We start from the raw sequence: 20,808 nt of genomic DNA, 5'->3' as shown, positions 1-20,808 counted from the left end.
CTGGGCGCCCTGCGACAATCTGTGACCAGAATGCGACAGGTTGGCGCCGATCATGTATCGGGTCGGAAACGGGCGTTGACCCTCCGACTGTAACCTTCGTAACACAAATGTAACCGAGCGAATTCACCTCGGGAGCTGAGTTCAGGAGGCCTGCTCCGCGCCGCCCGTAGCGGCGCCGATGGCTGGAGGATGTTGACCTTGAAAATGACCACCATGCGGGAGCGCCTGCTGGCCTCCTCGATGATCTGCGGCGCCGCGATCCTGGCGTGCTCCGCAGCCCCCGCCTCCGCGCAGGACTCCGACGTCTCCGAAATCGTCGTCACCGGGTCGCGCATCCCGCAACCGAACCTGACCAGCGTCAGTCCGATCCAGATCGTGGGCGCTCAGGAGGTGCTGCTGGGCGGTCGTTCGGCCACCATCGACATCCTGAACCAACTGCCCCAGGTCACCCAGGTTTCCGGGGTGGACCTCGGCCCGACCTCCGATGCGCTGAACGGTCCGGGCGGCGTCTCCACCGTCGACCTTCGCGGCCTTGGCCCGCAAAGCACCCTGGTCCTGGTGGACGGGCGGCGCCTGGGCGTCGGCGACCCCAACACCGGCAACACCAACTCGGCGCCGGACATCAACCAGATCCCCTCGCAGCTGATCGACCGGGTGGAGGTGCTGACCGGCGGCGCCTCGGCGGTCTACGGCTCCGACGCTGTCGCCGGGGTCGTCAACTTCGTGATGAAGCACAACTTCGAGGGCGTGCAGATGGACGCCAACTGGGGCGTCTATCAGCACAGCCAGCATAACGACCTCATGCAAGGCATCGAACGCGCGAGCGGCAACCCGGTACCCAAGCACAATGCATGGGACGGAAAGTCCCAGGATCTCAGCGTGCTGTTCGGCGTCAACGCGCCGGACGGGAAGGGCAACGTCACCGCCTACTTCACCTACGCCCACCAGGATCCGGTGAAGCAGTCGCAGCGTGATTACTCCGCCTGCCAGTTGGACACCGACTCCGCGGGCGTGCCCAGCTGCACGGGGTCCAGCAACTCGAACGTCTTCTACGCAGCCGATGGCTCCACCGCCCACTTCTCGGTGCTGGGGCGCGATTTCATCGTTCAAGGTACGGCGCCGACCACCCCGCCGGCGATTTTCAACGCCAACCCCTATGAGTATCTACTCCAGGACAACACCCGCTACACGGGCGGGTTCTTCGCCAACTATGAGGTCAACAAGCATTTCGAGCTCTATTCTGACCTCAGCTTCATGCACAGCGTCAGCAATGTGAACGTCGGGCCCAGCGCCCTCTTCCAGGGCAGCGGCGTGACTCCGTCGGGCGGCTTCCTGGTGAACTGCAACAACCCGTTCCTGAGCGCCAGCCAACAGGCCGACATACAGTGTTCGGCCGGCGACGTCGCCTCCGGCGCCGCCAAGGACCTTTACATCGGCCGCCGGAACGTCGAAGGCGGGCCCCGCAACTCGTACTACCAGCACATCAACTACCGCATCGTCGGCGGCTCACGCGGCGAGATCGCCGGCCCCTGGAAATACGACATCTACGCATCGTACTATTACACCACCCTTGATGTGCGCATCGAGAACTTCCTGAGCCTCGCGCGCATCCAGGACGCCCTGCTGGTCGGCGGCGGCGGCGCCAACCCGTTCTGCCTGTCGCGCCGGGCGGGTTGCATCCCCTACAACATCTTCCAGGACGGGGGCGTCACCCCCGACGCGGCGGCGGCGCTCACCGAGCTTGGCACTTCCACCGGCTCGACGACCGAGCGGATCATCGAGGCGGCCGTCACGGGCGACCTCGGCGAGTATGGCGTTAAGTCGCCCTACGCCAATGACGGGGTCGGCGTGGCGTTCGGCGTGACCCAACGTCGCGACCACCTGAGGTTCTCACCCGACGCGGCGCAGGAGAGCGGCGACCTCTCCGGCTTCGGCGGCGCTTCCGTCCGCGTCGACAACAGCCTGCGCGCCGCGGAAGCCTACGGGGAAGTGCGTGTGCCGCTGGTCCAGGACAGGGCTTTCGCCAAGGATGTCCTGTTCGAAGGCGGCTACCGCTACTCCGACTATTCGACCGGTATCCAGGCCAAGACCTGGAAGGTCGGCCTGCAATGGGCGCCGGTGGACGACATCCGTTTCCGTGGCTCCTTCAACAAGGCGATCCGGGCCCCGAACATAATTGATCTCTACACGCCGCAATCCGTCACCAACACCAGCGACGTGTCCGAGGACCCCTGCGCGGCGGGCGCCCTTGCTCCCGCCACCCTGGCCGGGTGCATACGGACGGGCGTGACGCCGGCGCAATACGGCGTGATTCCGCAATGCCCGGCCAACCAGTGCGCGGTGCTCAACGGGGGCAACACGGACCTGTTGCCGGAGCGCGCCAAGACCTTCACTGTGGGCTTCACCACCCGTCCGCGTTGGCTCCCCGGCCTGACGGCCAGCCTCGATTACTTTCACATCGCCCGGAAGGACGTGATCAGCTTCATCCCGCTCGGTATCATCATGGACCGATGCCTGAGCACCGGTGATCCGCTGTTCTGCAGCCAGATCGTGCGCAACCCGGTCAACGGCACCATCTTCGGGACCTCGATCGGGGCGGGCGGCTATATCAACGGCACTAACGTCAACCTCGGCGCCGGCGTGAACTCCGGCTTCGATATCCAAGGGGCCTATGCCCTGCCGCTGGCCGATTGGGGTCTGGACCGCGTGGGTAAGATCTCGTTCGAGCTCGCCGCTTCGTATCTGTTGAAGACCACGACGACGCCGCTGCCGGGCGACGACGCATACGACTGCACCGGCCTGTTCGGGCCGCAATGCAGCAGCATGTTCCCGAAGTGGCGTCACACGCTGCGCGGCAACTGGACCATGCCGTGGGCCGACGCGACGCTCTCGGTGGCTTGGCGGTACATCGGCGAGGTGAAGTACGAAAGCGACACCAATGAACCCAGCATCGGCGCCGGCACGACCGACGCTTTCGCCCACCTGCTCAAGGCCCAGAACTATTTCGATGTCTCGGCCCTGTGGCATGTGAACGACAAGTTCAGCATCCGCGGCGGGATCAACAACGTGTTCGACAACGATCCGCCCATCCTGGCCAACGCGATCGTGGGCGGGGCTCTGCCGAACACCTACACGGCCTACGACCTGCTCGGCCGCCGCGTGTTCGTGGGCGTCACGGCCAACTTCTAGGGCTCCTGAACCAGGCGCCGAGGAGGCGGCGGAGCGAGCCGCCGCCTCTTCCCTGCGCGCGGCCGCACTGTGCGATCCGTGTTGCGGGAGGACGGTTTGAGCCAGGGCTCGGTGACCAAGCGGGGTTTCGGCCTGGGCCTGGCCGGCGCGGGGCTCACCGCCTGCGTGACGCGCGACGCCGCCCTGGTCAACCTGGCCGACCTCCAGCCGCTTCCGCCTCCCATCCCCGCGCAGGTCGCCGATGCCGGCGCGCAGCTGGGGACCGGCGCGGACGTGTCCGGCCGCGTCACCGTGCCGGTGAAGATCAACGGACAGGGGCCGTTCGACTTCGTCGTCGACACCGGCGCCAACCGCACCGTGATCTCCACCGAGCTCGCCGCGGCGCTGAAGTTGCCCGACACCGGCCCCGCCGCCATTCACGGCATCGTCGGCGTCGAACCGGCCGCCACGGCGATGATCGACCAACTGGAGGTCGACGCCGTCCGCTCCAGGCGGCTGCGCGCCCCGACCCTGAGCCGCGCCCGGCTCGGTGCGGAGGGGCTGCTGGGCGTCGACGTGCTGCGCGATCGGCTGGTCACCATCGACTTCCGCCGCAAGGAACTGCGGATCAGTCCGTCCAAGGGCGACGTCGCGAGTGGCTTCGACATGCGCCGGGAGGCCGCGGCCCGGGTCGTGCCTTTGCTGGGGCGCACGAAGGTGGTGGCGCGTGCCCGCTACCGGTTCGGCCAACTGATCATCGTGACCGCCGACGTCCGGGGGCGCGGCGTCACCGCCTTCCTGGATTCCGGCTCGCAAAGCACGGTGGCCAACGGCGCGCTGCGTCGGGTGGCGATGGGCTCCGAGCCGGACCCGAAGGCGATGCGCTACATCGTGCCGCTGCTGAGCGCCACCGGCCAGACCGCGCAGGGGTCGCTGGCGATCCTGCCGCTGCTGCGCCTGGGCGGCATGAAGATCTCCGGCCTGGCGACGGTGTTCGCCGACTTGCACGTCTTCGACGTCTGGGGCCTGCAAGACACCCCCAGCATCCTGATCGGCATCGACGTGATGAGTCAGTTCAACGCCATCCAGCTCGACTTCGGCCGCCGGCAGGTGGTCTTTTATCCACGCCCCAAGACCATGCGCCGCTGAAGGGCGCGCGCCGCGACCCCGGTTGCCTCAATGCAGGGGCGTCGGCGCCAGCACCGTGGCGCCCTGGGCGCGCAGGCGGGCGGAGACCAGGTCGTCGAGCAGGCCCTGCGCCTTCGGGTCGCCGAAGACCCAGGCGGCGGCGGCGAGCGTGCGGACGGAGGTTCCGGAGACGCCCAGCACCTTCTGCAGCGCCTCGAGGGGCGAGCCCTGCTCCATGCGCTTCAGCTTCACCTCGCCGGTGATCCCGGCCAGCTGCTTGGCCTTGTCCACCGCCTGGTAGAAGCCGCCGATCTCGTCGACCAGGCCTAGCTCGCGGGCCTGGACGCCGGTCCAGACACGGCCCCTGGCGATCTCGCGCACGCGGTCTTCCGGCAGCTTGCGGCCGGTGGAGACCCGGGCGATGAAGTTGGCGTAGATGCGGTCCATCCAGCCCGCGAAGGCCGCCCGTTCCTGGGGCGAGAACTCGCGGCCCATGCCGAAGGCGCCGGCGTAGCTGGAGCCCACGTCGGTCTCGCGGATGTCGACGCCGAAGCGGGCCAGCGCCGGGCCCACCACGAACTTGCCGCCGAACACGCCGATCGAGCCGGTGAGCGTGGAAGGCTCGGCGACGATGGCCGAGGCCTCTGAGGCGATCCAGTAGCCGCCGGAGGCGCCGTAGGTCCCCATGCTGACCACCACCGGCTTCCTGGCCGCCTTGGCGGCGCGGACGGCGGCGAGGATCTGCTCGGAGGCGGTGTCGGAACCGCCGGGGGAATTCACCCGGAAGACGATGGCGCGCACGTCCTTGTCCTTCACCGCCCTGTAGATCGCCTCGGAGACGTCGTCGGAATAGACGGTGGCCGAGCCCTGGAACGGGTTGGAGGAGCCATCCTTGCCGGTCATGATCGGGCCCTCGGCCTGCACGATGGCGAGGGTGGCGGCGCCGTCGAGGTGGGGGCGCTCCTTGCGCTGGCGGGCGTAGTCGCCGAACTCGATCAGGTCGCCGCCGCTTCCGGCCGCGGCGAGGGCGGCGGTCTCGGCCTCCTTCACCTGGCCCACCTTGTCGATCAGGCCGAGCTTCATCGCGTCCTCGGCCAGGTAGGGGCCGGCCTCGAGGGTCGTGCGCAGGACGGCGGGGTCCTTCTTGCGGTCGGCGGCGGCGGCGCCCAGGGCGTTGGCGTAGACCGAGCCCATCCACGACAGGTTCGATTCCCGGTGGGCCGGAGTGTAGTCGTCGTAGAGATAGGGGTTGACCGCGTTCTTGTACTCGTAGCGCTGCTCGTAGTCGGCCTTGATCCCGTACTTGTCGAAGAAGCGCTTGAAGAACAGGTCCTCGCCGGCCACGCCCGTGACCTGGAAGGAGGATCCGGGCTGCATCCACAGCTCGTCGCCCGAGGCGCCCAGCATGTAGGTCGAGGCCACCATGCCGCTGGGATAGAGGCCCTGGCTGTGGACGATCACCTTCTTGCCCTGGGCGCGGAAGCGCTTCAGCGCCAGGCGCAGCTCGTCGGCCGCGCCGGGCTCGATCCCGGCCTCCGGCAGGCGCACGAGGAGGACTTTCACCCGGTCGTCGTCCTGGGCGCGGTGCAGCGTCTCGACCACCGACATCACCGACAACGAGCGGCGGCCCAGGCTGACCAGGGGATTGGCGGGATCCTGGTCGGTCAGCGGCTGGCGCAGGTCGAGGGTCAGCACCGCATGCGCCGGCACCGGCGCCGGACGCGCCGCGCCGGCGGCCATGGCCACCAGCACGAAAGGGACGCCGATCATGAAGATCATCAGGCCCGCGAAGACGCCGGCCATGGTGATGATGAACTGCTTCATTTATGGAATCCCGCCACGCAAGTTGGGCGCGCAAGCTATATCGCCGCGCCCCCGGATCAAATGGCGAGCCGGGCGCGGCGCGCAATAACGAGGCTGCATGCAGATTTCCCTGGCCGGCCGCACGGCCCTGATCACCGGCGGCTCCAAGGGCCTGGGCCTGGCGATGGCCGAAAGCTTCGCCGCGGCGGGCGCGGAGGTGGCCCTGGTGGCCCGCAACGCGGCCACGCTGGCGGCGGCCGAGGCCTCCGTGCGGGCCGCCGCCCCGGGGGCCAGGACGGTCGCCATCGCGGCCGACGTGGCGACGGCCGCCGGCTGCGAGGCGGCGTTCGAGGCCGCCGTAACGGCGCTGGGACGGGTCGACATCCTGGTCAACAACGCCGGCGCGGCGCGGGCGGCGCCGTTCCTGGCCACCTCCGACGAGGGCTGGCGGGAGGACCTGGACCTGAAGCTGTTCGCGCACATCCGGCTCTGCCGGCTGGCGCTGCCGGGGATGCAGCAGCGGCGCTGGGGCCGGATCATCAACGTGCTGGCCGTGGGGGCCAAGGCGCCGGGGAAGAACAGCCTGCCCAGCACGGTCTCGCGGGCGGCCAGCATGGCCATGACCAAGGCGCTGGCCGGCGAGGTGGCGGCCGACGGCGTGCTGGTGAACGCGCTGATGACCGGCCTGGTCGACAGCGACCAGTGGCGCCGGCGCTATCCCGGCGACGCCGACCTGGCGGCCTGGAAGGCGCAGGCCGGCAAGACCATCCCCATCGGCCGGGTGGGCGAGCCGCAGGAGTTCGCCAACGTGGCGCTGTTCCTGGCGTCGGACGCGGCCAGCTATGTCTCCGGCGTGGCCCTCAACGTGGACGGCGGCGTCTCGCCGGTCGTCTGAACTCGGAGGCCCGCGCAGGGGCCACGGCTTGACCGCACCCCGCGAAGCCCCAATGTTTGGGCCTGGACCGGCGGCCGGGACGCCGCGGAGGAGATCGACCGCGCCATGTCGCTGAGCTGCGCCCACCAGGCCGCGTCCAAGCCCACCAAGGCCGTGATGCGCACGGCGATGGCGGCGGCCAGGGCCAGGTGCCTGTCGGCGGGCCAGCGCTGGACCGCGCAGCGGCAGCGGGCCCTGGAGCTGCTGCTGGAGGCGGGCGGGCCGATCAAGGCCTATGAGCTGCTGGCCCGGTTCAAGGAGGGGGCGCAGACCGCGCCGCCCACCGTCTACCGGGCGCTGGACACCCTGGTGTCGCTGGGTCTGGCGCACCGGATCGCCAGCCTGAACGCCTACACCGCCTGCCACCTGACGGACGAGGGGCACTCGGCCTCGTTCCTGATCTGCGACTGCTGCGGGGCGGCGGAGGAGATCGCCACCCCGGCCGGCGGCCTGCTCGACGCCATCCGCGCCCAGAGCGACTTCCAGCCCAGCCACATCACCGTGGAGGCCCATGGGCGATGCCGGTCGTGCCGGACGTGAGATTCACGGGTCTGGAGCACGATGAGGTCAGGCGGAATCGCCCGCCCCAAACCCGCTCACCCCGGCCCCCCGGGTCCGGCCGGTGGCCGGCCCGAGGATAAACTCCGGCCGGGGCCCAGGTGAAACCCCCGAGACGCTCAGGCTGAATCCGGGTCCCGGCCTTCGCCCACAGGCGCTAACCTAAGGGCGACGGCGAACCTTTCCTCCCACGTGCTCTTCGGGACAGGGCAGGAAAAGCTCCGCGGCCAACCCGGCAGGCTTAAGTTGGCGCCCATGGGCCTTCGCCGGGATGAGCGGAGGCGGATCAACCCAATTTCAACCCCCTCTAGAGACCGAAGCCGAGGGCGGCGCGCAGGCGCTCCACGATGGCGGCTGGCGGCAGGGCCTGCAGGTCGCGGACCTGCAGCGTTTCCACCACCTGGCCGTCGCGGGAGGGCCTGGGCGCGCTCATGGCCGGGTCGCTGTCGGCAGAGAACAGCACCAGCGAAGGGGCCCCGGCGGCGGCGGCCACCTGCATTGGGCCGGTGTCGTTGCCCAGCGCCAGCTGCGCGCCGCGCGCGAGGCTGGCGATGTCGGCGAAGCCGGTGCGCCCGACCAGGCTGACGGCGGCGGGCTCGACGGTCTGGATCGCCCGGGCGAGGGCCTCCTCCTCCGCGCCGCGGCCGAGCAGGACCGGGGCGGTCCCGGTCGCCGCGAGGCGCCGTGCGATCTCGCCGAAGGCCGGGGCGGGCCAGCGTTTCTGCGGCCGGTGCGGCGCGCCGCCCGGGGCGATCAGGGCGTAGCGGGCGGGGAGTTCGAACCGGGCGGCGTCGCCCTGCAGCCAGGCGAGGTGCGGGCGGGGGATGTCATGCACGCCGGCCAGGGCCAGCTGCTCGGCCAGCACGTCCTGGATGTGGCGCTGCTGGCGCAGGCGTTGCGGGTGGCGGAAGGCCGCCCCCCAGGCCGTGCCGCACCAGGCCGGCGGCTCGGGGCGCAGCAGCTGGAAGTAGCGGTCGGTGCGCGACTGGCCCTGCAGGTCGTAGACCCGCTCGAAGCCGGCGCGGCGCAGGCGGCCGATCAGCCGGGCCACGGCGGGAAGGTCGCGCCAGGCGGGGCGGCCGTCGGTCCAGATCTCCTCGAACCAGCCGGCAGCGCGGGCCAGAGCCTCGAAGGGAGGCGTGGTCAGCAGGGTGAGGCGCGCGTCCGGATGGGCGCGCGCGATCGCCTCCATGGCCCCGGAAGCCTGGATGAAGTCGCCCAGGGCGGACAATTTGATGATGAGGATGCGAGTCATCGGCGCGGCGGATCATGGCGTCCGCAGCGGCCGAGGGCTAGATTGGGCGGATCGTTCCTGGGAGGGAGCGCGCAGGCGGGCGCTAAGCTCAAGGTCTCAAACGGAGGTCGCCATGTCCGTCGCCTGCACCCACCTCAACACCATCGCCGACGTGAAGCCCAGCGCCCGGGGCTGCGAGGATTGCCTGAAGATCGGCGGGGTCTGGCTGCACCTGCGGCTGTGCCGGGCCTGCGGCCACGTGGGCTGCTGCGACCAGTCGCCCCACAAGCACGCCACCGGGCATTTCCACGCCACCCGCCACCCGATCATCGAGGGCTACGACCCGCCGGAGGGGTGGGGTTGGTGTTATGTGGACGAGGTGTTCTTCGACCTGGGCGATCGAGCGACGCCGCAGGATGGGCCGATCCCGCGGTTCGGGTAGGGGACGCGCGCATGCCGACCGAGCCGTTCGACTTCACCGGGGCCGACGGCCAGCGCCTGTCCGGGCGGCTGGAGCGGCCTGAGGGCGGGCCGGCCAGGGCCTGGGCCCTGTTCGCCCATTGCTTCACCTGCTCGAAGACCTCGGTGGCCGCCAGCCGCATCTCGCGGGCGCTGGCGGCGCTGGGGGTGGGGGTGCTGCGGTTCGACTTCACCGGGCTGGGGGAGAGCGAGGGCGAGTTCGCGGCCTCGACCTTCAGCGGCAGCGTGCGCGACTTGCACGCCGCGCGCGACGCCATGGCCGCGGCGGGAACGCCGCCCAGCCTGCTGATCGGCCACAGCCTGGGCGGCGCGGCGGTGCTGGCCGCGGCCGGCGACATGGCGGGCGTGGCGGCGGTGGCGACGCTGGCGGCGCCGTTCGATGTGCAGCAGGTCACCGAGCTGTTCGGCGCGGACGGACTGCAGGCGATCGAGGAGACGGGCGAGGCAGAGGTGCGGCTGGACGGACGGCCTTTCATGGTGCGCAAGGCGTTCATCGACGACCTGCGCGCGCAGGACCAGGCCGAGCGGATCGGCCATCTGCGCCGGGCGCTCCTGATCCTGCACGCGCCGATCGACCGGACGGTGGACGTGGAGAACGCCACGCGGATCTTCATGGCCGCCCGGCACCCGAAGAGTTTCGTCTCCCTGGACCACGCCGACCACCTGTTGACCCGGCCGGCGGACGCCGCCTATGCGGCGGGCGTGATCGCGGCCTGGGCGTCCCGCTATCTGCCCGACGCGCCGGCCGCCGCGGCGGCGGCGGCCGATCCCGGTGTGGTGGAGGTGGAGACCACCGGGGCCGGCAAGTTCCAGGTGCGGGTGAAGGCGGGCGGCGCGACGTTCCTGGCCGACGAGCCGGTCTCCATGGGCGGCCTGGCCTCCGGGCCGACGCCCTACGAGCTGTTCAGCGCCGGCCTGGGCGCCTGCACGGCGATGACGCTCCGGCTCTACGCCGAGCTGAAGGGCTGGCCTCTGGCGGGCGTCAAGGTGGGCGTCACCCACTCCAAGGCGGCGGACCGGACCCCGCCCGACCTGTTCACGCGGGAGATCGAGCTCACCGGCGACCTTGACCCCGGGCAGCGCGCGCGGATGATGGCCATCGCCGACCGCTGTCCCGTGCACCGCACGATCGAGGGCGGGTCGAAGGTGGAGACCCTGGCCGCGGGCGGGCCTCTGACGCCGGAGGATCCGGCGGACCACGCCCGCGACATGGCGCGGGCCTGCGCGGACGGGTGAGCATGGCGGAAAACCCTTGGCCGGAGCTGGTCTACGCCGAGCTGCAGGACACCTGTGCGACCCTGCAGCTCTGGATGCAGGTGGTGGGCAAGGTGCGGCTGGCGCTGGCGCCCTGGCTGAACCACTCCTGGCATGTGCCTCTCTACGTGACGGCGCGGGGGCTGGGCACGGGGCCGGTCCCCTGCGGGGCCTTCGCGCTCGACATGGAGTTCGACTTCGTGGCCGGCGCGCTCAGCCTGCGCCGGGCGGACGGCGGCGCCCGGGCCGTAGCGCTGCGGCCGATGTCGGTCGCCGAGTTCTACGGGGCGGTGATGGAGGGGCTGGCGGGCCTCGGCGTGGACGTGAAGATCGGCGGGACGCCGAACGAGATGGCCGAGGCCGTACCCTTCGCCAAGGACCATGCGCCGCGGGTCTATGACGCGGCGCAGGCGCGGCGGTTCTGGCTGGCGCTCAGCCAGGCCTGGCGGGTGCTGAGCGCCTTCCGCACCGGCTTCCTGGGCAAGGCCAGCCCGGCGCACGTCTTCTGGGGCGGCTTCGACCTGGCGGCGACGCGGTTCTCCGGGCGGCCGGCGCCGCCGCATCCCGGCGGCGTGCCGCACCTGCGCGACGCGGTGACGCGCGAGGCCTATTCGCACGAGGTGTCGAGCGCCGGCTTCTGGCCCGGCGGAGGCGCCGTCGACTACCCGGCCTTCTACGCCTACGCCTATCCCGAGCCCACGGGGTTCCGGACGGCGAAGGTCGCGCCGGCGGCGGCGTTCTACCACGACGGGTTGAGGGAGTTCGTGCTGCCCTATGCGGCGGTGCAGGGCGCGGCCGATCCGGACGCCGTGCTGCTGGCGTTCCTGCAGTCGACCTACGAGGCGGCGGCGGACCTGGGCCGCTGGGACCGGGCGGCGCTGGAATGCGATCTGGGAAAGCCGGGAATTCCGCGGGTGGTGTGACGGGCGCAGCCTGCTCCCGCAAGTGGGAGAAGGGGACAGTATCCGGGCAAGCCCTAGCTTCCCCACCCCCACGGCCCTATCTGCCGCGACACAACTGCGGGGCCTTGCGTGCAGCCGATCATTTCCATCCAGGGCCTGTCGAAGACCTACGCCGGCGGCTTCCAGGCGCTGAAGAGCGTGGACCTGGAGATCGCCCGGGGGGAGATCTTCGCGCTGCTGGGCCCCAACGGTGCGGGCAAGACGACGCTGATCAACATCGTCTGCGGCCTGGTCAATGCGACCGCGGGCGTGGTCACCGCCGGCGGCCATGACATCCGCAAGGACTTCCGGGCGGCGCGCCGGAAGATCGGCCTGGTGCCGCAGGAGCTGGCCACCGACGCCTTCGAGACGGTGTGGGACACGGTGGGCTTCAGCCGCGGGCTCTACGGCAAGGCGCCGGACGCCGCGCACCTGGAAAAGGTGCTGCGCGACCTGTCGCTGTGGGACAAGAAGGACGCCAAGATCATCACCCTGTCGGGCGGCATGAAGCGCCGGGTGATGATCGCCAAGGCGCTGTCGCACGAGCCCGGCATCCTGTTCCTCGACGAGCCCACCGCCGGCGTCGACGTGGAGCTGCGCCGCGACATGTGGAACCTGGTGCGGGCTTTGCGCGACAGCGGCGTCACCATCATCCTCACCACCCACTACATCGAGGAGGCCGAGGAGATGGCCGACCGGGTGGGGGTGATCCGCAAGGGCGAGCTGATCCTGGTGGAGGAGAAGACCGCCCTGATGCGCAAGCTGGGCAAGCGGGAGCTGGGGGTGCACCTGCGCACGCCCCTGGAGACCATACCGCCGCAGCTGGCGGAGTTCCCGCTCACCCTCGCCGACGAGGGCCGCGAGATGATCTACGCCTTCGACGCCCAGGGCGACGACACGGGGGTCGCCAGGCTGCTGCGGCGGCTGGACGAACTGGGGATCGACTTCAAGGACCTGCAGACCCACGAGAGCTCGCTGGAGGACATCTTCGTCGACCTGGTGAGGGCCCGCCCATGAACGTCTACGCCATCCGGGCGATCATCCAGTTCGAGCTCGGGCGCACCTGGCGCACCTTGTTGCAGTCGATCGCCTCGCCGGTGATCTCGACGGCGCTCTATTTCGTGGTGTTCGGCTCGGCCATCGGCCCGCGGATGACCCAGATCGACGGGGTGAGCTACGGCGCCTTCATCGTGCCGGGGCTGATGATGCTGGCGATCCTGACCGAGAGCGTCTCCAACGCCGCCTTCGGCATCTACATGCCGAAGTTCACCGGCACGATCTACCAGGTGCTCTCGGCCCCGGTCTCGGCGATGGAGATCGTGCTGGGGTACGTAGGCGCGGCGGTGATCAAGTCGGTGCTGCTCGGCCTGATCATCCTGGCGACGGCGCGGCTGTTCATCCCCTACCACATCGCCCACCCGCTCTGGATGGCCGGCTTCCTGCTGCTGACGGCGATCACCTTCTGCCTGTTCGGCTTCATCCTCGGGATATGGGCCGACAGTTTCGAGCGGCTGCAGGTCGTGCCGATGCTGATCGTCACGCCGCTGACGTTCCTGGGGGGCAGCTTCTATTCGATCAGCATGCTGCCGCCACTCTGGCGGAAGATCACCCTGTTCAACCCGGTGGTCTATCTGGTGAGCGGTTTCCGCTGGAGCTTCTACGGCGTCTCCGACGTGGGCGTCGGCGCCAGCCTGGCGATGACCGCGGTGTTCATGGCTGTCTGCCTGACGGCGATCTGGTGGATCTTCAAGACCGGGTACCGGCTGAAGCCGTGACGGACGCCCTGCGGTGACGGACCCGTCAGGGCGGGCCGGTGGCTTGCTCGGCGATCTGGCGGGCGCAGGCGACGAGGTCGGGGGTGAGGAGTTCCGCCGCGGCGTTGTGCAAGTGCGGCGCGCGGTTCTCAGATGCAACCCCCGGCGCTGCGGCTGGAACCCCCTCCACCGCTTCGCGGCCCCGCTCCCCCACCGGGTCGCCGCGCGACCCGGCCCCCCGAACTTCGTTCGCCACCCCCAGAGGGGGTGGAGATGGGGGAGGACCTGTAGGGCTTTCGGCGGGCAGGCCGAGGAGTTCGGAGAGGCGTTCGACGCCGACATCGAAGGGGAGGTCGGCGAAGGCCTCGGCCTCGGTCTCGAGCCGATGGGCCAGCGCCCATTCGAGCTCCTGGCGATCACCAAAAGGGGCATGGATGCGGATGGCCGGGGCAAGGGCCGCCCTGAGCCGTTCCTTGCGGGCCTGCACGCGCTGGACCGCCGCGGCCCGGGCCTCGCCGGCGAAGCGGCGGCGCAAGCTGAGCGCGAGGCGCATGGCCCGGCCCATGCGGTCGAAGGCGACCAGATGGGGCGCTGGATCGCCGCCCTCGGCCTCGACGGCCTCTGCGCGCCGAGATGCGGCGCGGGCGCGGTCCATGGCGAGCTGGGCGAACTCGGCCAGCATGGCGAGATCGTCGATGTCGGCGGGCGCGTTCACGAACAAAACGAGAACATACGAGGCTCGTTCTGTCAAACATTTTCGCGATGGCGTCGACACGGTTGCGGGCCGTCGCGGACTTTGCCGCGCGGGTCGGCCTTGGCCAAGGTCGCGCGCGCCGCCCGGGCCCCCATCTAAGGGACCGAGGAGAAGGAGACGCCCGCCGATGTGCCGCAACATCAAGACCCTGTTCAACTTCGACCCGCCGGCCACGGATGCGGAAATCCGCGACGCCGCGCTGCAGTTCGTCCGCAAGCTGTCCGGCTTCAACGCCCCTTCGAAGGCCAACCGCGAAGCCTTCGACACCGCCGTGGGCGAGGTCGCCGCCGTCGCCCACCGCCTGTTCGAGAGCCTGGAAACCGCCGCCCAGCCCAAGGACCGCGACGAGGAGGCCGCCAAGGCCAGGGCCCGCTCCGCCGAGCGCTTCGGCGCGAAGCAGCCCGCGTAGCGACGGAAATAGGGAGCCCGACCTTTCTCGAGCTGGCGCGCCCTCAGCGACCGCAACCGGGTGGCTGGCCAGGATGCGGACGGGGTGATTTCATCTGATGATGAACGTTGCGCCGCGGTGATGCGCCCGCCAACGGATGATGAGTTGCTCGGGGAACTGCGCCGGCTCCTCGCCAGGCGCGGCAAGCTTACGATGAGCCTCATCGAGGCCTCGCAGCTCACCCGGCATCCCAACCCCTACATTCGTCGGTTTGGAAGCCTGACAGCCGCCTATCAGCGGATCGGTTACGATATGAACGCGCGGCAGCGCGCCGCGGCGGTTCGCTTCCGCAGGCCGGGGAAACAGTAAAACGGGCCTTGCTTGGCGGTTGCAGGTTGAAACCGGGATCAGGTCGAGGCGTTGCCTGGGGCTTGCCCCCTCCACCACCGGCTCTTCGCCGCGCTCGGCCAGCGGTCCACCTCCCGCCGTCCGCTTCGGGACGGGGGAGGTAAGTGGAGGCGAGGGGAGGCTACCCCTTCACCAACCGGAACGGCACCACCGCCCGCTCGTGCGGCGAAACGGCCAGGCGCTTGTCGACCGGGGGGAAGGCGCGCTGGGCGCAGTCCTCGCGTTCGCAGATGCGGCAGCTGACGCCGATCGGCTCGGGCGGGGCCTTGAGGTCGACGCCCTGCGAATAGACGAAGGCGTCAGCGTACTGCAGCTCGCAGCCGAAGCCCAGGACGTAGCGGCGGTCCTTGGTCAGGTAGGCGCCGGACAACTTGCGCACCGTGCGCGCCACGCAGAGGTAGCGCACCCCGTCGGGCATCTCGGCCACCTGGACGTGGAAGCCCGCCGCCGCGCCCACCGCCTCGTGCACGTTCCACAGGGGGCAGGTCCCGCCGAAGCGGGCGAAGCGGAAGCGGGTGGCCGAGTGGCGCTTGGTGATCGAGCCCGCCGCGTCGACCCGGACGAAGTACATCGGCACGCCCCGCTCGCCGGGCCGCTGCAGGGTCGAGAGCCGGTGGCAGACCTGCTCCAGGCTGGTGTGGAAGCGCAGCGCCAGCTGCTCGACGTCGTGGCGCATCTCGCGGGCCGCCAGGGCGAAGCGGCGATAGGGCATCAACAGGGCGCCGGCCGCATAGTTGCCGAGGCCCATGCGGCAGACGTCCACCGCCTCGGGGCTGAGGAAGCCCGCCTGCGCCAGCTCGGCCTCGATCAGGTCGGAGAGCGCGTGGGAGACCAGGTGGAAGGCCATCTGGAAGGCCCGCGTCTGGGTCGACTGCGCCGGGTTGAGCGCCAGGACCCGGGCCTCGGGATCGAAGCGGCGCATGGTCTCGCCGCGGGCGTCGAGGTTGACGGCGACCCCCGTCTCGTCGCGCAGCCAGGCGGCCAGCGCCAGCTCGCTCGAGGCCGCGCTCTCCAGGTCGAGCCGGGCGGAGAGGGCTTCGGCGGCGCAGTCGAGGGTGTCGAGGTAGTTGTTCTTGTCGTTGAAGAAGTCGCGCACCTCCTCGTAGGGGAGCAGCGCGCTGGCCGCCACCGCCTCGTCGAGGCCCACCGCCTCGTCCGCCAGCTTCAGCCGCTCGTCCAGGCGGTGGAAGGCCCGGTGCAGGTCCAGGTAGCGGCGGGCGAAGGCCGGCGACTGCAGGGCCACCTGGCGGATCTCCGACAGGGTGACCGGGCTTTCGGCGCGGGCGTCGTCGGCCAGCGCCTCGCGCAGGTCGGCCACCAGCCGCTGGCCGTCGTCGGCGTCGAGGGCGGCGGCCGGCACGCCGAAGGTGTCGCTCAGGGCGGCGATGATCCGGGCGGTCACCGGCCGCTGGTTCGCCTCGATTTGCGACAGATAGCTGATAGAGACGCCGAGATGCCGGGCGCTGATTGACAAGGTCCAGCCGCGGGCCTCACGCAGGGCCCTGACGCGGGGGCCGATGAACAGCTTTTCGCGCGTTCGCAACTTCGCTTTCCGTAACGGGACCTCGGCGAATGTTTCGCACGATCCTGTTTGCGTTTCCGCCGGTTTAGCGGCTTAAGCGTTCGATCGCCAAGAGTATAGGTCGCTCTCTGCGCGCCGCCAGGTTTTCGCAACTTCGCTAGAGGCCCATGAAACAGATCCTCGAAGAGCTAGAGCGGCGCAGGGCCGAGGCCCGCGCGGGGGGCGGCGAGCGCCGGGTGGCGAGCCAGCACGCCAAGGGCAAGCTGACCGCGCGGGAGCGGATCGACCTGCTGGTGGACGAGGGCACCTTCGAAGAACTGGACATGTTCGTCGAGCACCGGGTGGTCGACTTCGGCATGGCCGACCAGAAGATCGCCGGCGACGGGGTGGTGACCGGCTGGGGCGAGATCGGCGGCCGGCTGGTCTACATCTTCTCCAAGGACTTCACGGTGTTCGGCGGCTCGCTGTCGAACGCCCATGCCCAGAAGATCGTCAAGATCCAGCGCCAGGCCATGAAGGTGGGCGCCCCGATCATCGGCCTGTTCGACGCCGGCGGGGCGCGGATCCAGGAGGGCGTGGACGGCCTGGCGGGCTACGCCGACATCTTCCTGGAGAACACCCTGGCCTCGGGCGTCATCCCGCAGATCGCGGTGATCATGGGCCCCTGCGCCGGCGGCGACGTCTATTCGCCGGCGATCATGGACTTCATCTTCATGGTGAAGGACACCAGCTACATGTACGTGACCGGCCCGGAGGTGGTGAAGACCGTCACCCACGAGGAGGTCACCCACGAGGAACTGGGCGGCTACCGGGTCCACTCCATCAAGTCCGGCGTCGCCGACGGGGCGTTCGAGAACGACCTGGAGGCCCTGACCCAGGTGCGGCGGATGGTGGACTTCCTGCCGCTGTCGAACCGCGAGAAGCCGCCGCTCCGCAAGAGCTTCGACACCCCGGACCGCGAGGAAGCCAGCCTCGACACCCTGGTGCCGGCCAATCCCAACAAGCCCTACGACATGAGGGAGCTGATCACGAAGATGGTCGACGAGGCCGACTTCTTCGAGATCGGCGAAGGCTTCGCCCGCAACATCATCGTGGGCTTCGCCCGCATGGACGGCGCGCCGGTCGGCGTCGTCGCCAACCAGCCGCAGGTGCTGGCCGGGGTGCTGGACATCGACGCCTCGCGCAAGGCGGCCCGCTTCGTGCGGTTCTGCGACGCCTTCGAGATCCCGCTCATCACCCTGGTGGACGTGCCGGGCTTCATGCCGGGGACCAAGCAGGAACAGGGCGGGCTGATCCGCCACGGGGCGAAGCTGCTGTTCGCCTTCGCCGAGGCCACCGTGCCGAAGGTGACGCTGATCACCCGCAAGGCCTACGGCGGCGCCTATGACGTGATGAGCTCCAAGCACATCCGCGGCGACGTGAACTACGCCTGGCCCACGTCCGAGATCGCGGTGATGGGCGCCAAGGGGGCGGTGGAGATCATCTTCCGCGCCGAGATCGGCGACCCGGCGGCGCTGGCCGCGCGGACGGCCGAGTACCAGGAACGGTTCGCCAATCCGTTCGTGGCCGCCAGCCGCGGCTACATCGACGACGTGATCAAGCCGCGGGAGACCCGCAAGCGGATCATCCGTGCGCTGAGGACGCTCAAGACCAAGGTCCTGAGCAACCCCGCCAAGAAACACGACAACATCCCGCTGTAGACGGTCGCCATGTTCTCCAAGATCCTGATCGCCAACCGCGGCGAGATCGCCGTCCGTATCATCAAGTCCTGCCGGAAGATGGGGATCGCCACCGTGGTGGTCTATTCCGAGGCCGACGCGGACTCCATGGCCGTGGAGATGGCCGACGAGAGCGTGGCCATCGGGCCGGCGCCGGCCTCGGAGAGCTATCTCGTCGCCGACAAGATCGTCGCCGCCTGCCGGCGGACGGGCGCGGAGGCCGTGCACCCCGGCTTCGGCTTCCTGTCGGAGAACGCCGGCTTCGCGCGGCGGCTGGCCGACGAGGGCATCGTGTTCATCGGGCCCAACCCGCACGCCATCGAGGCGATGGGCGACAAGATCCAATCCAAGAAGTTCGCCGTCGCGGCCGGCGTGTCCGTCGTGCCGGGCCACGTGGGCGAGATCGACGACACCGCCCACGCCATCAAGATCGCCGAGGAGATCGGCTATCCGGTGATGCTGAAGGCCTCGGCCGGCGGCGGCGGCAAGGGCATCCGCATCGCCTGGAACCGCAAGGACGTCGAGGAGGGCTTCCCGGCGGTGCGCGCCGAGGCCAAGGCCAGCTTCGGCGACGACCGGATCTTCATCGAGAAGTTCATCGTCAACCCGCGCCACATCGAGATCCAGGTGCTGGGCGACAAGCACGGCCATGTGGTGCACCTGTTCGAGCGCGAGTGCTCGATCCAGCGCCGCAACCAGAAGGTCATCGAAGAGGCGCCCTCGCCGCTGCTGGACCAGGCGACCCGCATGGCCATGGGCGCCCAGGCGGTGAAGCTCGCCCAGGCGGTGGGCTACGATTCCGCCGGCACCGTCGAGTTCGTCGCCGGCCAGGACAAGAGCTTCTTCTTCCTGGAGATGAACACCCGCCTGCAGGTGGAGCACCCGGTGACCGAGCTGATCACCGGGGTGGACCTGGTGGAGCAGATGATCCGCTCGGCGGCGGGCGAGCCGCTGCCGTTCGGCCAGGCGGACCTGTCGATCGACGGCTGGGCCATCGAGAGCCGGATCTACGCCGAGGACCCCTACCGCGGCTTCCTGCCGTCGATCGGCCGCCTGGTGCGCTACGACCCGCCCCGCGAAGGCGAGTTCGGGCCGGTGAAGGTGCGCAACGACGCCGGCGTCCGCGAGGGCGACGAGATCTCGATGTTCTACGACCCGATGATCTCCAAGCTGTCCACCTGGGCGCCCGACCGCCTGCAGGCCATCGACGCCATGGGCCGGGCGCTGGAGGACTTCCACATCGAGGGCCTGGGACAGAACATCCCGTTCCTGGCCGCAGTGATGGACCAGGAGCGGTTCCGCTCCGGCAACCTCTCCACCAACTACATCAAGGACGAGTTCGCCGACGGCTTCCACGGAACCAAGCCCACGGACTTCCAGCGCAACCTGATGGCGGCGGTGGGCTGCGCCATGCACCGGACCCTCACCGCGCGCGCGGCGCCGCAACTGGTGCGCCGCGAATGGGTGGTGGTGGAGAACGGCGACAAGCGGCTGGTACGCCTGACCAATGGCGGCGGCGCCTTCAACGTCGAGTTCGTGGGCGAGGGGCGCAAGCTCAACCTCACCGACGTGGTCTGGCGGCCGGGGCTGCCGGTGTTCCGCGGGGCGCTGGACGGGGTCAACTTCACCGCCCAGGTGAAGCCGGCGGCCGAGGGCTTCGTCATCCGCCACCGGGCGGCCCAGGCGCACGTGCTGGTGTTGACGCCCCGCTCGGCCGAGCTGCACGAGAAGCTGCCGCCGAAGAAGGCGGCCGACACCTCCAAGCTGATCCTGTCGCCCATGCCGGGCCTCGTGGTGAGCCTGGACGTGGCGGTGGGCCAGCAGGTCAGCGCCGGGCAGCAGATCGCCATCATCGAGGCGATGAAGATGCAGAACATCATCCGCGCCGAGCGCGACGGGGTGGTGAAGGTCGTCGGCGCCGCCGCCGGCGACTCGGTGGCCGCCGACGAGGTGCTGGTGGAGTTCGCGTGATGCAGACCTTACGGATGCTGGGCGGTTTCGCCTCGATCAGCGAGCTGACGCGGCGTCACGGCCTGACCGCCCGGGCGATCCGCTACTACGAGGAGCGCGGCCTGATCGAGGCGGCTCGCGACCGCCATAACGCCCGGCGCTTCGACCAGCGCGCGCAGCGCAGGCTGGCGCAGATCACCCAGCTGCGCCAGGCGGGCCTGCCCATCCCCGACATCGAGGACATCCTCAACCGCGCCGAATCCGCCGACGGGCGCGACGTGACCGGCTTGGCCCTGCAACGGCTGGCGGAACGGCTGGAGGTTCTGGACGGCGAGCGCCGCGCGGTGCAGGCCACCATCGAGGCGGTGAAGCAAGGCGCCATCGCCCCCGCGCCCTCGCAGTGACGTCCTTCCTTCTCTCGCAAGGGAAGAAGGAAGCATCAGCGCGGCGGCCCCCAAAAACAACGACCGCGCAGGCGTTCCGCGCGGCCGGGCTGCTGGGGGAGGGTGTCGGCTGACCCGTCTTCCGATGCGGGGGGCTGGGGGGGCTGTTCAGGGTCCGAACCGGTTCCGATCAGCCGACGGGGAGGACTTTGTCCCGGCGCTGTGGCGCGAGAATGCTCGGAATTGGGCGCTTTCACGGCGAGAGGGAGCGTGCTCTGGCGGGCACACCTGGCCCGAGATCGATATTTGACGGCCGGGAGACCATTGCGCCGGATGAAATGTCTGTCGATAGTGTCGCTAACGGCGGTCATATTTTGGCCGTCAGGGCGTGGGGCCCCGCGGCGCCTCCGGAACCTTCGGGTTCCGCGCGG

The 20,808-nt window shown here is 69.9% G+C and carries 18 protein-coding genes; 14 read left to right on the top strand and 4 right to left on the bottom strand.

The annotated features are described in order from the left end of the window. Positions 1–189: 189 nt before the first annotated feature. Complete coding sequence (locus tag VGL30_RS09620) at positions 190–3,189, top strand: TonB-dependent receptor domain-containing protein (RefSeq protein WP_331539299.1); 3,000 nt, start codon at positions 190–192, stop codon at positions 3,187–3,189. Between the two features lie 96 nt (positions 3,190–3,285). Beyond that, positions 3,286–4,317 (top strand): aspartyl protease family protein, encoded by a 1,032-nt coding sequence (locus VGL30_RS09615; protein ID WP_331539297.1) that lies wholly within the window; start codon positions 3,286–3,288, stop codon positions 4,315–4,317. 27 nt (positions 4,318–4,344) lie between these two features. Here the strand turns inward: VGL30_RS09615 and sppA are convergent, their stop codons facing one another. Continuing rightward, positions 4,345–6,120 (bottom strand): signal peptide peptidase SppA, encoded by a 1,776-nt coding sequence (sppA, locus tag VGL30_RS09610; RefSeq protein WP_331539295.1) that lies wholly within the window; start codon positions 6,118–6,120, stop codon positions 4,345–4,347. A gap of 97 nt (positions 6,121–6,217) precedes the next feature. Between sppA and VGL30_RS09605 the strand changes: the two genes are divergently transcribed. Then, positions 6,218–6,994, top strand: coding sequence for an SDR family oxidoreductase (locus VGL30_RS09605; protein WP_331539293.1), 777 nt, complete (start codon positions 6,218–6,220; stop codon positions 6,992–6,994). A 105-nt stretch (positions 6,995–7,099) separates the two neighbouring features. Further along, entirely contained in the window at positions 7,100–7,573 is a 474-nt protein-coding gene (locus VGL30_RS09600; protein WP_331539291.1) for a Fur family transcriptional regulator, read from the top strand. 325 nt (positions 7,574–7,898) lie between these two features. On the opposite strand, the gene VGL30_RS09595 is transcribed toward VGL30_RS09600, so the two are convergent. After that, on the bottom strand, positions 7,899–8,846 hold the full coding sequence (locus tag VGL30_RS09595; RefSeq protein WP_331539289.1) for a glycosyltransferase family 9 protein: 948 nt from the start codon (positions 8,844–8,846) through the stop codon (positions 7,899–7,901). A gap of 112 nt (positions 8,847–8,958) precedes the next feature. On the opposite strand from VGL30_RS09595, the gene VGL30_RS09590 reads away from it, so the two are divergent. The 5 genes from VGL30_RS09590 (at position 8,959) to VGL30_RS09570 (ending at position 13,275) form a co-directional block, all read left to right on the top strand. Continuing rightward, positions 8,959–9,267, top strand: coding sequence for a UBP-type zinc finger domain-containing protein (locus tag VGL30_RS09590; RefSeq protein ID WP_331539287.1), 309 nt, complete (start codon positions 8,959–8,961; stop codon positions 9,265–9,267). 11 nt (positions 9,268–9,278) lie between these two features. Next, positions 9,279–10,541 carry an alpha/beta fold hydrolase gene (locus VGL30_RS09585; protein WP_331539285.1) on the top strand — a complete coding sequence of 421 codons (1,263 nt, stop codon included), beginning with the start codon at positions 9,279–9,281 and terminating at the stop codon, positions 10,539–10,541. 2 nt (positions 10,542–10,543) lie between these two features. After that, positions 10,544–11,482, top strand: a complete 939-nt coding sequence (locus VGL30_RS09580; protein ID WP_331539283.1) for a DUF5996 family protein — start codon at positions 10,544–10,546, stop codon at positions 11,480–11,482. A 108-nt stretch (positions 11,483–11,590) separates the two neighbouring features. Next, a complete protein-coding gene (locus VGL30_RS09575; RefSeq protein ID WP_331539281.1) occupies positions 11,591–12,517 on the top strand; it encodes an ABC transporter ATP-binding protein in 927 nt (308 codons plus the stop codon). Beyond that, complete coding sequence (locus tag VGL30_RS09570; RefSeq protein WP_331539279.1) at positions 12,514–13,275, top strand: ABC transporter permease; 762 nt, start codon at positions 12,514–12,516, stop codon at positions 13,273–13,275. The genes VGL30_RS09575 and VGL30_RS09570 overlap by 4 nt, the downstream gene beginning before the upstream one ends. A gap of 25 nt (positions 13,276–13,300) precedes the next feature. Here the strand turns inward: VGL30_RS09570 and VGL30_RS09565 are convergent, their stop codons facing one another. Then, the gene (locus VGL30_RS09565; protein WP_331539277.1) at positions 13,301–13,969 is read right to left on the bottom strand and encodes a hypothetical protein; all 669 of its coding nucleotides are present in this window, start codon (positions 13,967–13,969) and stop codon (positions 13,301–13,303) included. Between the two features lie 166 nt (positions 13,970–14,135). Here VGL30_RS09565 and VGL30_RS09560 point away from each other — a divergent pair, with 166 nt between their 5' ends. Together VGL30_RS09560 and VGL30_RS09555 are read left to right on the top strand one after the other, a co-directional pair. Further along, the gene (locus tag VGL30_RS09560) at positions 14,136–14,417 is read left to right on the top strand and encodes a DUF2277 domain-containing protein (protein ID WP_331539275.1); all 282 of its coding nucleotides are present in this window, start codon (positions 14,136–14,138) and stop codon (positions 14,415–14,417) included. 60 nt (positions 14,418–14,477) lie between these two features. Continuing rightward, complete coding sequence (locus VGL30_RS09555; RefSeq protein ID WP_331539273.1) at positions 14,478–14,765, top strand: hypothetical protein; 288 nt, start codon at positions 14,478–14,480, stop codon at positions 14,763–14,765. 160 nt (positions 14,766–14,925) lie between these two features. On the opposite strand, the gene VGL30_RS09550 is transcribed toward VGL30_RS09555, so the two are convergent. After that, positions 14,926–16,347, bottom strand: coding sequence for a helix-turn-helix domain-containing protein (locus VGL30_RS09550; protein WP_331539271.1), 1,422 nt, complete (start codon positions 16,345–16,347; stop codon positions 14,926–14,928). A 146-nt stretch (positions 16,348–16,493) separates the two neighbouring features. Here VGL30_RS09550 and VGL30_RS09545 point away from each other — a divergent pair, with 146 nt between their 5' ends. Genes VGL30_RS09545 through VGL30_RS09535 form a run of 3 tightly spaced genes read left to right on the top strand, consistent with a single transcriptional unit; the run spans position 16,494 to position 20,398 of the window. Continuing rightward, the gene (locus tag VGL30_RS09545; protein ID WP_331539269.1) at positions 16,494–18,026 is read left to right on the top strand and encodes an acyl-CoA carboxylase subunit beta; all 1,533 of its coding nucleotides are present in this window, start codon (positions 16,494–16,496) and stop codon (positions 18,024–18,026) included. Between the two features lie 9 nt (positions 18,027–18,035). Beyond that, complete coding sequence (locus VGL30_RS09540; protein WP_331539267.1) at positions 18,036–20,015, top strand: acetyl/propionyl/methylcrotonyl-CoA carboxylase subunit alpha; 1,980 nt, start codon at positions 18,036–18,038, stop codon at positions 20,013–20,015. Beyond that, positions 20,015–20,398 (top strand): MerR family transcriptional regulator, encoded by a 384-nt coding sequence (locus tag VGL30_RS09535; protein WP_331539464.1) that lies wholly within the window; start codon positions 20,015–20,017, stop codon positions 20,396–20,398. Before VGL30_RS09540 ends, VGL30_RS09535 begins: the two co-directional genes overlap by 1 nt. Positions 20,399–20,808 lie beyond the last annotated feature (410 nt).

The organism is Phenylobacterium sp. (assembly GCF_036502675.1).
GTDB lineage: Bacteria > Pseudomonadota > Alphaproteobacteria > Caulobacterales > Caulobacteraceae > Phenylobacterium.
This window is presented reverse-complemented; position numbering and strand designations above follow the sequence as displayed.

Bases quoted from the DNA above. Each gene is read 5' to 3' on its own strand.
- VGL30_RS09590 (WP_331539287.1), top strand. From the start codon at position 8,959: ATGTCCGTCGCCTGCACCCACCTCAACACCATCGCCGACGTGAAGCCC.
- VGL30_RS09545 (WP_331539269.1), top strand. From the start codon at position 16,494: ATGAAACAGATCCTCGAAGAGCTAGAGCGGCGCAGGGCCGAGGCCCGC.
- VGL30_RS09560 (WP_331539275.1), top strand. From the start codon at position 14,136: ATGTGCCGCAACATCAAGACCCTGTTCAACTTCGACCCGCCGGCCACG.
- VGL30_RS09605 (WP_331539293.1), top strand. From the start codon at position 6,218: ATGCAGATTTCCCTGGCCGGCCGCACGGCCCTGATCACCGGCGGCTCC.
- VGL30_RS09580 (WP_331539283.1), top strand. From the start codon at position 10,544: ATGGCGGAAAACCCTTGGCCGGAGCTGGTCTACGCCGAGCTGCAGGAC.
- VGL30_RS09585 (WP_331539285.1), top strand. From the start codon at position 9,279: ATGCCGACCGAGCCGTTCGACTTCACCGGGGCCGACGGCCAGCGCCTG.
- VGL30_RS09570 (WP_331539279.1), top strand. From the start codon at position 12,514: ATGAACGTCTACGCCATCCGGGCGATCATCCAGTTCGAGCTCGGGCGC.
- VGL30_RS09535 (WP_331539464.1), top strand. From the start codon at position 20,015: ATGCAGACCTTACGGATGCTGGGCGGTTTCGCCTCGATCAGCGAGCTG.
- VGL30_RS09540 (WP_331539267.1), top strand. From the start codon at position 18,036: ATGTTCTCCAAGATCCTGATCGCCAACCGCGGCGAGATCGCCGTCCGT.
- VGL30_RS09600 (WP_331539291.1), top strand. From the start codon at position 7,100: ATGTCGCTGAGCTGCGCCCACCAGGCCGCGTCCAAGCCCACCAAGGCC.
- sppA (WP_331539295.1), bottom strand. From the start codon at position 6,120: ATGAAGCAGTTCATCATCACCATGGCCGGCGTCTTCGCGGGCCTGATG.
- VGL30_RS09595 (WP_331539289.1), bottom strand. From the start codon at position 8,846: ATGACTCGCATCCTCATCATCAAATTGTCCGCCCTGGGCGACTTCATC.
- VGL30_RS09620 (WP_331539299.1), top strand. From the start codon at position 190: ATGTTGACCTTGAAAATGACCACCATGCGGGAGCGCCTGCTGGCCTCC.